Origin of the sequence: Dysgonomonas sp. 25, from assembly GCF_010501075.1 — a bacterium.
Taxonomy (GTDB): domain Bacteria; phylum Bacteroidota; class Bacteroidia; order Bacteroidales; family Dysgonomonadaceae; genus Dysgonomonas.
This window is the reverse complement of record NZ_QVMN01000004.1, coordinates 1-13,172: the sequence shown is the minus strand read 5'-3', so window position 1 is coordinate 13,172 and position 13,172 is coordinate 1. Positions and strand designations below refer to the sequence as shown.

The following is a 13,172-nucleotide window of genomic DNA, read 5'->3' as shown; positions in this document are numbered from 1 at the left end:
TAAAATCATGACTAATAATAAAGGATTTTACACAAAGATTCTTCCCATAATGCTTGCATTCTTCTGTATGGGATTTGTCGACATGGTAGGTACTGCCACCAACTATGCACAAAAAGATTTGGGACTGGATGATGCTACGGCAAATATATTTCCGTCTATGGTTTTCTTTTGGTTCCTTATATTTTCCGTTCCTACAGGAATACTAATGTCCCGAATCGGGAGAAAAAAAACAGTAATTATCAGCTTATTGGTAACTGCCTTGTCAATGATAATCCCGTTTGTATGGTATGACAAGACATCGCTTATTATAACCTTTTCTTTATTGGGAATAGGCAATACCCTGATGCAGGTTTCGTTGAATCCTCTGTTGTCGAGTATTGTAAAAGGTGATAAACTGGCAAGTTCCCTAACCTTCGGACAGTTCGTAAAAGCAATAGCATCGTTCAGTGCTCCGCTAATAGCAACAAAGGCCTCATTAATGTTTGATGACTGGCGCATGATTTATCCCTTATTTCTATTAATTTCGGTGATAACAGTATTATGGCTTGGTATGACCCGTATTGATGAACAGAAAGAAGAAGGTAAAGGTGCGACATTCTCCGAATGTTTTAAGCTTCTTGGAAATGGGGTTATATTGCTCTGTTTTCTAGGTATCATGTGCCATGTGGGAATTGATGTCGGGACTAATGTCACTTCTCCCCGTATATTAATGGAAAGATTAGGCTTGACAAATCTCGATGATGCCAATTACGCAACAAGCGTTTATTTTGCCTTTCGTACTGCAGGTTGCTTTATTGGAACTTTCATCTTGGCACGTTATTCAGCGAAAAAGTTTTTCGGGTTAAGTGTACTCTGTATAGCTTTGGGCATGGGAGGGCTTTACTTCCTGCAAGGTGAAATTATTTTGTGTGCATGTATAGGTTTGATTGGTTTTGGAAATTCCAATGTATTTTCCGTTATATTGTCGCGTGCAATGCTTTACATGCCTAATAAGAAAAACGAAATATCGGGACTTATGATAATGGGCTTGTTTGGCGGAACTATATTTCCTTTTTTCATGGGACAGGCAACTAAAGCATTAAATAATTCTCAAATAGGAGCTTTGATAGTTATGAGTATTGGGGTTATTTATCTTCTGTTCTTAGCAACCAGAATTAAAGATAAAATGAATTCTATTGAATAAATCTAATAAAGAAATAAACGATGAATAATACAATTGTAGGACTTGGAGAAATATTATGGGATATTTTCCCAGAAAGAAAAGTGATGGGTGGTGCCCCCGCAAATTTTGCATACCATGTATCGCAGTTCGGATATAACGGTCACGCCGTAAGTGCCGTAGGAGATGATTTGTTAGGTAAGGAAATATTGGAATGCCTGGCAAAAAAAGAATTGAATTACCTGATAGAGACTACAGATTACCCTACCGGAACAGTAAATGTGAAACTGAATAAGGAAGGAATTCCTGAATATGAGATATGTGAAAACGTGGCATGGGACAATATTCCTTTTACTGCCAAGACCGAAAATCTGGCAAAAAATACGGGGACAGTATCTTTTGGATCTTTGGCACAAAGAAACAGCGTATCGAGAGAAACTATTAAAAGGTTTCTGAAAAGCATGCCTGAAAACAGCTTAAAGATATTTGACATAAATCTTCGCCAGCATTTTTATTCTAAGGAATTGATACATGAATCTTTGCAACTTTCAAATATGTTAAAAATTAATGACGAAGAAATTGTTTTAGTCGCACAGTTGTACGGATACAAAGAAAATGATGAACAGGAAATCTGTAAACGTTTACTCGAAGAATACGAACTTGATATTATAGTATTAACAAAAGGAACAAATGGTAGTTTTGTATTTACACCCAAAGAAACATCATATCAACCAACACCAACAGTACATGTAGCAGACACTGTCGGTGCCGGAGATTCTTTTACAGCTGCTTTTGTTGCATCATATTTGCACGGTCAACGACTCACAAACGCACATCAGTTAGCCGTTGAGGTATCAGCCTATGTATGTACACAACATGGTGCTATGCCTAAATTGCCGGATGCTTACCTGGAATTATTTAGGAAATAAAATATAAAAGCATCGTATTTAACTTTTAATTACGATGCTTTTTATAGATTTGCCTATTATATTAAATCCACCATGAACAAAACCTGTCTTATACTCATACTTATACTTAGTCTCTTATGTTCCTGCAATAGAGAAGAAAAGAGTAAATACATCATTGGAGTTTCACAATGCAGCGATGATTTATGGAGGCGGACAATGAACAACGAAATCTTACTGGAAGCCTCTATCAATCAAAATATCGAAGTTGATATAAAAACTGTTAAGGACGATACACAACAGCAGATAAGAGATATTGAAGAATTAATAAAGAATGGTGTCGATTTATTAGTTGTTTCCCCAAATGAGTCTACTGCAATAACCTCCGTTGTACAGAAAGCGTATAACATGGGGATTCCTGTCATCCTTGTTGATCGAAAAATTGATACAGAAGACTACACTGCTTATATAGGAGCAGATAATTATCAAATTGGTAAAGAAGCAGGCATATATACAGCGGGCATACTGAATAACAAGGGAAATATTGTTGAAATGAGAGGTTGGAATGGCTCAACCTCTGATGCAGAGAGACATGCAGGCTTCATCGATGGAATCAGAAATTATCCTGATATAAAAATTATTGCAGAATGCCGAGGAAACTTTTTAAAAGAAGATTCCGAAAAAGAGATGACCAAGATACTGAATTCATTTAAAGAAATTGATCTTGTATTTGCTATGAATGACCCGATGGCATTAGGGGTACATGAGGCTGTTTCTAATTATAGTGGGCGTTTCCCTTTTATCATAGGAATTGATGCATTGCCAGGTGAAGGCGGTGGTATGGAAAATATAGAAAAAGGGATACAAAATGCTTCATTTATTTACCCTACAGGAGGAGATAAGATAATTGATCTGGCATTAAAGATATTACAAAATAAGCCATATCTTAAAGAAAACATCCTGCATACAGCAGTAGTTGATAGAAGTAACGTCAGAGTACTCCAATTACAAACTGAACAAATAACAAACCATCAGGAAAAAGTAGAGCGTATAAATGAACTTTTAGACGAAAGCCTTAAACAATATTCTAATCAACAAACTCTTTTCTATGGTACTATTCTTGTACTTCTGTTGATTTCAATTCTACTTGTCGTATCTGCCCTTGCATATCGGAACAAAAGTAAATCAAACAGATTATTGGAAGAACAAAAGAATCAATTGGTTTCTTTGTCTAAACAATTGGAAGAAGCAACGAATGCAAAACTGGTCTTCTTTACAAACATATCTCATGAATTCCGTACTCCACTTACTCTGATTCTGGGACCAATAGACACACTTTTAAATTCCGGAAATATTTCTGCAAAACAAAAAGCATTACTGGAAATCATCCAAAGAAGTAGTAACAGTCTTTTAAATCTACTTTCTCAAATTATCGAATTCCGGAAATATGAAAATGGGAAATTAGACATTCAGTTTGTAAAAGGTGATATTAAGTTATTTCTGGAGGATTTAAATATTGCCTTCTTAGATTATGCAGAGAGAAAACACATAAACTTCACTTTTACCACAGATGATGATAATTATATTATTCCTTTTGATAAAGAAAAGGTAGAGAAGATATATTTTAATCTTTTGTCAAATGCATTTAAACATACTAGAAAAGATGGAAGTATTCATATAAATATTACAAAAATCCAATATAATGATGCAGACTATTTTAAACTATCAGTATTTAATGATGGAGAAGCTATCCCTCCAGATAAAATAAATAATATATTTAATAGGTTTTACAAAGTTAATCCGACAGATTCAGGTACCGGAATAGGATTGGCTCTTACAAACTCGCTTGTTGATTTGCATAAAGGTGTAATATCTGTAGAAAGCATAGAAGGAAAAGGAACAGTGTTCGATGTTCTACTTCCATATGAACAGGATTTAACAGATATAGTAGTATCTGGTGATACTCATGCAATCAGGAGTGCCGAATCTTTGCTCCTAACGGATGCGGAGTCAATGCAGGAAAAAATATTTGTTGAGAATATATTAAGTGAAGATAAAAAGATTATTCTGCTTATAGATGACAATGTCGATATGCGGAATTATATGCGATTGATATTACACAAAGACTATACAATAATTGAAGCTGATAATGGAAGCACAGGAATTGAGCTATCCATAAAGTTCTTACCCGATATTATTATTTGTGATATAATGATGCCGGGCATAGATGGTTTTGAGGTCTGTAACACTCTAAAAGAAAATATATTTACAAGTCATATCCCTATAATCTTGCTTACAGCTTGTTCTTTGGATGAACAAAAAGCTCAAGGATTTAAAAGTGGTGCTGACGCATATATACCAAAACCATTTAATGCACAGTTATTGAAAATAAGAATAGATCGATTAATCGAAAACAGGCAAAAGATAAAAGACGCATTTACAAACAATTTACTTAGTGATTCAAAGAAAACGACTTTGGCGGAAATAGAGCAATCTTTTATTAATAAATTCCAAAAATATGTAGAAGATAATATAACAGACCCAGATATGAATATAGTTGAAGTTGCGCAATATATGGGTTTGTCCCGGTCACAATTATATCGGAAAATAAAGTCTATAACAGAATATTCACCCAATGAGTTTATTCGAATATTGAGACTAAAATATGCTGCCCAAATGATTATTTCAGGTACGCCAATCTCCGAAATTGCATATAAATCTGGATTCTCTTCAGCTTCTTATTTTACAAAATGTTTTAAAGAATTTTATAAAGTTAGCCCTACAGAATTCATTAAGTCAAAATAATTCATTATAAATTTTTAGAATACCAATAAAATAAACCGCAGGATCTAACTTTGGTTTTCGCCCTCCCTTTTTCCATTTTCTTTGATTGTTACTTTCCATAAACTTTAGTTGTTTTTATTATTCTACAAAATTGACGACTCCGGAGTTAATTTCCCCCGACTTTCAGAGGAGTGGACAAGGTGTTTTAAGGCACTTAAAACGTTTTGAGTGTACTCAAAACATACCTTGCCATGCACTGACGTGCATCAAAATTTACATTGCAAAATTAGAATCTATGTATTAGATAAACGTGAGTTCGAAATAAGAAGATGCTGATACTGTTATGATTATATGGCGAATTGCGTCCTTTGCGGCTCTACTTTGCACTCTTTGTGGTAAAAAAATATAGGCTTAACCGCAAGGTACGCAAGGATTTACACAAAGGGCGCAAGAAAAAAACACATAATATACTGATATTTAGATATTTTTATTTCGAACTCACGTTAGATAAAATAGAAACTTACCTGCGCCAACCGATGCCAACCTCTACCATGTAAAAGAAAATGATAACTTGAGAAATGATGTTTTATTGTTCGCAACATTGTAGTATTTGCTATACGAAAGTGCAAGCGAGCATATAAACATATTTATGATAGACTAAATAATCAGTCGTTTTGCCGTTTGTTTGTGTGTTGGAACGTTAGCATGTTGGAACGTACTAACGTTACGACGCTTGTAGAAATGTTAGATTCTTTTATCGTTCTATCGTTTGTTCGAAAGTACGATAGTAACATAGATAAATCTATCTATCGAAAGTTAGAATGTTCGATATAATAACAGATATAATGTTCTATTGATTGTTCTACCTATATAAAGATAGTATTAAATATATTTTCCTTTTTTCAACTGATAAACACCTCTTTTTTGAAGAGAATAAATAGGGCAAACTTTTTGAGAAAATACTATCTGAAAGATGGAGATTTTCGATAAAACCCAAAAGGCTGTGAGTTTGCCATTTTGTTCTCTTTCAGATTTCTTTGTGTTCAGCTGAAATAAAGCATAAAAAAAGAGAAGTTGAAAAATCAACTTCTCTAAATTTGATATATCATGATTGGGAATCTATCTTTCTATCTTTTGTCAATTCTCCTTGCCAAATCATCCATATCCTTACTGATTTTCAAATCTGTGATCTTTGCATATATTTGAGTCGTGCGAATACTGCGATGTCCAAGCATTTTTGACACCGTCTCTATTGGAACTCCATTGGATAGGGTGATTGTCGTTGCAAACGAGTGCCTTGCAAGGTGGAATGAAAGCGGTTTATCTATATCACATAGTTCTCCTATATCCTTCAAGTATTCATTTATCTTCTGATTAGAGATAACAGGTAATAATTTCCCGTCTTTCTGTTTCCCTTTATACTTTTCTAAAATCTGCTTAGGAATATCCAGCAAACGTATATTTGAATTGACATTAGTCTTTGTTCTTTTAATCATTATCCATAAATTGCCGTCAAAAGCTTTTTGCACACTTGTTTCCATCAGATTGGATACGTCAACGTAGGCAAGTCCTGTATATACACTGAATATAAAAATATCACGGATTGTATTTAGTTTAGGGGTTCTGAAACTCTTTTTCCAGATTCGATCTATCTCATCTTGTGTCAAAACTTCTCTATCTGTCTCCTGAAATCGAATTCTAAAATTGATAAAAGGATCGTTAACCGTTTCCCCGGTCGCTTTGATAAAATTAATAACCCGCCTGAATCGTTGTACACACTTCATAGCTGTATTGTTATGAAGATTGCATTTATCCATAAGGTACAGGTAAAAGTTTTCGATGAATGCAAGGTTGAGTTCTCTTATTGAAATATCTTCAATTCCATGTTTCTCTTTCATGTAGTCAATGAGTCGGGTTTTAGCGAGCTCATATCTGGTATAAGTTTTATGAGTAGTATGTTTCCCGACTTTCATTTTGTATTGGTTATTATGCTCCGTGAAATAACTGATTAGTGTCTTAGCGGACGCCTCAAATCCCAAAACATCATTTTTTATTTCATCGGGGAAAGCATAACCATTTTCATCCATTCTTCGATTGTAGGCTTTGGTTATCTTTGAGGATAAGTCATGTAGAGCCCTGTTGATTTCTGCTACTTCATTTGTACGACCAATAGCTTTGCCTGCTTTTGCATCCCAATTTTCGAGATTGACTTCTAATTTTGTTCCTAGTTGAGCAACCTTTGTATTAATGGTTATTCTTGCCATTATAGCTACTTTGCCATTTGCTTTAGGTTGATTTTTCTTTACATAAAACAATGTCCTGAATGTTGACTTCATAATTCTTCAATTTTTTAGTTACAAATTTTTGTTTTTTCGCTTTGAAGAATGACAGACAACTCTGCGACAACTTGTAGTAAATAAGATATTTATTGCTTTATCCATTACCTAAATTATATCTTGAAAATAGGTAATGTTTTAGTAACGGTTTTTGACTTTAGATTGACTTTTTCGGGTCTGAAAGATGACCAAAGAGAAGTTTATAAAAACTGAAAAAGCCCTCTAAATTAAACATTTAGAAGGCTTTTCTTAATTTTGACCGAATCTTGGCTTCGGCTTTTGTGGTCCCACTTGGGCTTGAACCAAGGACCCCATGATTATGAGTCATGTGCTCTAACCAACTGAGCTATAGGACCGGATTTGGATTTTCTTCCTAAATCGGGTGCAATATTACTGATTTTAACCGAATCTCACAAGTTTTTCGGCGAAAATCTATGCTGCCGAATCCAGTTTTTTATTCCGATTGTCAAGAATAGACAAAGCAATATAGAGCAGAATGCCTGCTGCGATACCCAGTATCCCGAAAAATATCAGCATCGCAACCATAAACAGGGCAAGGAAATAACGCAGTTCGTTCCCTTTGAATCCCCAACTTTTTACCTTCAACGAGAACATAGGCAGTTCTGCTGTAAGTAATGTCGAGAAAACAATCACCGCACCTATAACAATATATACAAGTCCGCCCGAGATATAAGGCTGAATATCCATAACCGAAGGGAATCTGTCCTGCCCCGAAAGCGCACAACAGAAACTCACCCAAAACAGGGCATTGGCTGGCGTATTCAACCCGATAAACGAATCGGACTGCCGTTCGTCCACATTAAACTTAGCCAACCTAAGCGCTGAAAATATAGCGATAAGGAAAGCTATGTAGGGGAGGTATTCCTGCACCAAGCTATTTCGCGATATTGCAGCTACATTTTCATTCAGAAAATGAAATATCATAACACTGGGGGCAACCCCGAAGCTTACCATATCCGACAGCGAATCCAGCTCTTTACCCATCGGTGAATAAGCTTTCAGCAGGCGGGCTGCGAAACCGTCGGAAAAGTCGAAAATTGCCGCGATTATTACAAATATCACCACCCACCAGTATTGCCCGTTAAAGGCCATAACCGTAGCTATACAACCCGACAAAAGGCTACATGAGGTAAGGGTATTCGGGATATGTTTCTTTATACTCATTTATTGGGTTTTAAGCGGGCGATAAGCGTTTGGTTTCCTGTCACCTTCTGATCCATTTCGACCGTTATCTCCGTCCCTAATGGCAGGTAAACATCCACACGCGAACCCAATTTGATAAAGCCTAAATGCTCGTCTATATGGGCTACATCACCTTCTTTGGCATAGGTTACAATACGTCTGGCCAATGCTCCGGCAACCTGACGAAGCAGGATTTGCTGTCCGCATTCCGTTTCCATAACCACCGTCGAGCGTTCGTTCTCGGTGCTCGATTTAGGAAGATATGCCGCTTTGAAGCGTCCGTTATGATGCTTCGACAGCAATACTTTGCCATTCACCGGAAACCAGTTGGCATGCACATTAAACGGCGACATAAATATTGAAACCTGAATCCGTTTATCTTTAAAATATTCTTCTTCGTAAACTTCTTCTATTGCTACGATTTTGCCATCTGCCGAAGCCACTACAGCCCCATCTGTATTTCCTTCGAACTTACGGTTCGGACAGCGGTAGAAATTTACGGCTATCGCAAACAGCACGATGGATACAGCCAACACAATATATTGCAGAATCGGCAAATTAAAAAAATAAAATAATGCTCCGTTGAGCAATAATAATATAACGAAGTATATCAATAAAACGTCACGCCCTTCGTGGTGTACTTTCATATTCTTATTCTCTTAAATATTGAATTATGCATATTAAGCTATGCAAAAATATTCTTATTTAGCGACAAATACAACATACTTGCTGTTTTATTTACTAAAATCCACAGAAAAGCAGCATCAGCAAAGGAGATAAACAAGCATACGGAGAACAGGATGTTAAAATATGTAAACATCCCGAAGAATAGCCTTTTTTATTCATTATATATTGTACCTTTAACCCCATCGAAGAACCACCATACGATTAACCTAATTTAACGGGTAAGTTCTACCCAATCAAACTGATAACCTCCACCTAAACCTAAAATCATGAAAAAAAATTCGCTTAAGATTTTTCTTCTTGTGTTCTCTTTTATGCTATTCGGCATGCTATCGGCACAAGAAATTAATCCTGAAAAATTGTACAAGATTCTTTCTCCTTCAGGGTTAGCGCTTGATAATCTGGAAAATCCGGATAACAGTGCCAGGCTGTACCTATCCAAAAACGGCAGTTCAAAAGGGCAGCTATGGCGCATACAACAACTCGCCAACGGGTACTATATCATTACAAATCCATTCTCTGGCCGCAGCCTCGATACCAATATCCATAGCGGCAACGGGAATCCCATTTTGCAGTGGGGAGAGAGCAAATCGAACCAGAACCAGCATTGGGCAATCAAACAAACAGGTACAGGCGCATACCAGATAACGCATCGCCTGAGTGGGATGGATTTAGCCTACAATGGGGGCGAAGAACCGAATGCGATGATATATCAACTCCCTAATTCATCCCATCTATGGAGATTAGTAGAAACATCGCAGAAAGTGCCGAAAGAGAAAATCGTCCGCGGAAAAACAGAATGGGAGAACGAAACTATTTTCGGCGTAAATAAAGAACAGGGACACGCGACTTATGTTGTCTATCCCGATGTACAAACACTCAAAGCCGATAAATACTTCGACACCCCATGGCTGCAACCTTCATCGCCATATTATATGACACTGAATGGCAACTGGAAATTCAACTGGGTAAAACAACCTTCCGAAAGACCGGTAAATTTCTACAAAACAAGCTATGATGTATCAGGCTGGAAGGAAATACCTGTTCCGGCTAACTGGGAAATGCACGGTTACGGAACACCTATTTATACCAATATCACCTATCCGCACAAAAATAATCCACCACTTATCCAATCGCAGAAAGGATATACCAACGAGAAAGAACCGAATCCTGTAGGCTCATACCGCCGTACATTTACCATCCCTAACGATTGGGACGGAAAAGAGATATTCCTCCATTTCGATGGCGTATACAGCGGATTCTATGTTTGGGTGAACGGACAAAAAGTCGGCTACAGCGAAGGAGCAAACAACGATTCGGAGTTCGACATCACCAAATACGTCAAAGCCGGAGAAAATATGGTAGCGGTAGAAGTATATCGCTGGACAGACGGTAGTTATATCGAAGACCAGGATATGTTCCGCATGAGTGGTATACATCGCGACGTATATGTATATGCTGCGCCGAAAGTACATATCCGGGATTATCACCTGGAATCTGAGTTTGCCGGTAATGATTTATCTTCGGCAATATTCAAAGCAGACATTGCGGTGCATAATTATGGAAAAAACTCTTCGGGCAAAGCGAGCGTAGAAGTTACATTATTGAATCCTAACGGTTCGGCGGTAGCGACAATGACACACCCTGTTGAGAAAATCAATTCGCAGAAAGAGAAAAACATCACCATACAATCCAACGTAAAGAATCCGGCTCTATGGACGGCCGAAAAGCCAAATCTGTATTCGGTTATCGTCTCGTTGAAAGACGAAAACGGAAAAGAGTTGGAAGCGATGTCGTCCAAATTCGGCTTCCGCAAAATAGAGATAAAAGACAAACGGGTATATGTCAATAACCAACAGGTTTTCTTCAAAGGTGTCAACCGGCACGATACGCACCCGCAATTCGGGCGCGCCATTCCAGTGGAGTCTATGCTCGAAGATATCCTGCTGATGAAAACACATAACATCAATATGGTGCGCACAAGCCACTACCCGAATAGCCCGAAAATGTATGCTATGTTCGACTATTACGGATTGTATATTATGGACGAGGCTGACCTCGAAAATCACGGGAATCACTCTATTTCGGAAAAACCGAGCTGGATACCTGCATTCGTAGACCGTATAGAGCGAGTGATACAACGGGATAAAAACCATCCGTCTGTCATCTTCTGGTCTCTCGGAAACGAAGGTGGCGGAGGCAGCAACTTCGAACATATGTATAAACGGGCGAAAGAACTCGATCCTACGCGCCCTGTACATTACGAAGGATATAATGAAGTTGCGGATATCGATTCGCACATGTACCCTTCCATTGATAATATGGCGCGCTTCGACCAGCAAAACAGCGACAAACCGTACTTCCTATGCGAATATGCGCATGCTATGGGCAACGCCATCGGCAATCTGCCCGAATACTGGGATTACATCGAAAATAATTCGCAACGCATGATAGGCGGCTGTATCTGGGACTGGGTAGATCAGGCAATCAATATGTACGGCAAACCCGAAAACCAATATTATTACGGAGGCGATTTCGGAGACAAACCGAACGATCTGGACTTTGTGTGCAATGGTATAACAACGCCTGACAGACGGATAACTGCCAAACTCCTCGAAGTGAAGAAAGTATATCAATACATCAAAATTCGTCCGGTAGCATTGGTCAGCGGGAAAATTGAAATAGAGAATAAATACGATTTCAACAATCTTAATGAATATAATATTTCTTGGGAAGTATTGAAAGACGGAGTAAAAATAGAATCGGGTGCCATAGCTCCGCTCGACATTGCTCCAGATCAGAAAATGACAATTCAGGTTCCATATAAAAGAAATTTCGATGCAAATTCGGAATATCTCCTGAACATATATTTCTCATTGAAGAATAAAGAAAGCTGGGCTGACAAAGGACATGTAGTTGCCAGCGAGCAATTTGCATTGAATGACAAACCGGCTGTCCTACCTGTCAACACGGCCTCTGTAGGAGAGGTAAAAGCAACGCAGTCGGGCAATACATTGACCGTAGCCGGAGATAATTTCCGCGTCGCTTTCGACAATAAAACAGGCAAAATGACCTCGTTGCAATATGGCAGTAAAGAGATGGTACACAATAACGAAGGTCTTCAATTGAACTGGTATCGCAGTGTCGGCAATGATAAATATACCGATCAAAATTTCTATCCATACACCAATAGCAATCTGCTGTTTACACATCAGGTGACCGATGATAAAAAAGCGGTGAACGTACTCATATCATCTACTGCTATTGTGCAAAGCGAAAAGAAACCTCAGATTCCGTACTTGATTAAGTACACCATTTACGGAGACGGAACAATCGATGTAGATGCAACATTCAGCAAAGCCGGTTCGGGAAGCGACATTATTCACCGCTTAGGGCTGCAAATGCAACTACCTCAGGGATATGAGAATATAAAGTATTATGGACAAGGACCTCAGGAGAATTATATGGATCGTCAAGCTGCGGCCTTTGTAGGATTATATAATAATACTGTAAGAGGAATGGAAGCCGAGCACTATGTCCGTGCGCAAAGTATGGGCAACCGCGAGGATGTACGATGGTTCACTATTGCAGACAACAGCAACAAAGGAATCAAGGTGACTTCGAAGGATAATATGAACTTCTCGGCTCTACATTTTTCGGATGAAGCATTATGGAACGCAAAACATGATTTCAAACTCGACGGAATACGCCAACCACAGATTTATTTAAGTATAGACTGCATCCAGCAAGGGCTTGGGAACGCCACTTGTGGGCCACTTCCGTTGAATAAATACATGATTCCGAACAATCAACCGATGAGTTATTCAATCAGGATAGAGCCTCTAAAGTAAATAATATAACTAAATAATAAAAGGTCGAAGTTCTCCGCTTCGACCTTTTTTGTATAGCTATACCTATGCAATTAAAGTAATCAAGATCCTTTAGATGCCAAAAAAGAGTGGCTACTTATCTTCATATATTTCTTATAAGGATAAACGGGATGGGAGGAAAGGAAGGAATAGTATGGATAGGTGACTAGTCCTAAAAAACCGTTACAGGTTTTATTAGACAAAAATATTAATAATTTATGAGATAGTTGTC

General features: G+C 37.8%; 7 protein-coding genes and 1 tRNA gene. 4 read left to right on the top strand and 4 right to left on the bottom strand.

Annotated elements, in window-relative coordinates; translation table 11 throughout:
* Window positions 1–7: 7 nt before the first annotated feature.
* The 3 genes from D0T66_RS07700 to D0T66_RS07690 all read left to right on the top strand — a co-directional run bounded on the left by D0T66_RS07700 (window position 8) and on the right by D0T66_RS07690 (window position 4,869).
* Window positions 8–1,183: an MFS transporter gene (locus D0T66_RS07700; protein WP_221412193.1), complete on the top strand. Its 1,176-nt coding sequence runs from the start codon at window positions 8–10 to the stop codon at window positions 1,181–1,183.
* 20 nt (window positions 1,184–1,203) lie between these two features.
* The gene (locus D0T66_RS07695; RefSeq protein WP_163356683.1) at window positions 1,204–2,088 is read left to right on the top strand and encodes a carbohydrate kinase; all 885 of its coding nucleotides are present in this window, start codon (window positions 1,204–1,206) and stop codon (window positions 2,086–2,088) included.
* A gap of 72 nt (window positions 2,089–2,160) precedes the next feature.
* Window positions 2,161–4,869 carry a substrate-binding domain-containing protein gene (locus D0T66_RS07690; protein ID WP_163356682.1) on the top strand — a complete coding sequence of 903 codons (2,709 nt, stop codon included), beginning with the start codon at window positions 2,161–2,163 and terminating at the stop codon, window positions 4,867–4,869.
* A 1,106-nt stretch (window positions 4,870–5,975) separates the two neighbouring features.
* On the opposite strand, the gene D0T66_RS07685 is transcribed toward D0T66_RS07690, so the two are convergent.
* From D0T66_RS07685 to D0T66_RS07670, 4 genes are all read right to left on the bottom strand, one after another.
* On the bottom strand, window positions 5,976–7,184 hold the full coding sequence (locus D0T66_RS07685) for a site-specific integrase (protein WP_163356681.1): 1,209 nt from the start codon (window positions 7,182–7,184) through the stop codon (window positions 5,976–5,978).
* 282 nt (window positions 7,185–7,466) lie between these two features.
* Window positions 7,467–7,540: transfer RNA gene (locus D0T66_RS07680), tRNA-Ile, on the bottom strand.
* Window positions 7,541–7,616: 76 nt separating this feature from the next.
* Window positions 7,617–8,369 carry a phosphatidylcholine/phosphatidylserine synthase gene (locus D0T66_RS07675; protein WP_185154827.1) on the bottom strand — a complete coding sequence of 251 codons (753 nt, stop codon included), beginning with the start codon at window positions 8,367–8,369 and terminating at the stop codon, window positions 7,617–7,619.
* Window positions 8,366–9,034 (bottom strand): phosphatidylserine decarboxylase family protein, encoded by a 669-nt coding sequence (locus tag D0T66_RS07670; protein WP_163356680.1) that lies wholly within the window; start codon window positions 9,032–9,034, stop codon window positions 8,366–8,368. Before D0T66_RS07670 ends, D0T66_RS07675 begins: the two co-directional genes overlap by 4 nt.
* A 306-nt stretch (window positions 9,035–9,340) precedes the next feature.
* Here D0T66_RS07670 and D0T66_RS07665 point away from each other — a divergent pair, with 306 nt between their 5' ends.
* On the top strand, window positions 9,341–12,922 hold the full coding sequence (locus D0T66_RS07665; RefSeq protein WP_163356679.1) for a glycoside hydrolase family 2 TIM barrel-domain containing protein: 3,582 nt from the start codon (window positions 9,341–9,343) through the stop codon (window positions 12,920–12,922).
* Window positions 12,923–13,172: the final 250 nt, after the last annotated feature.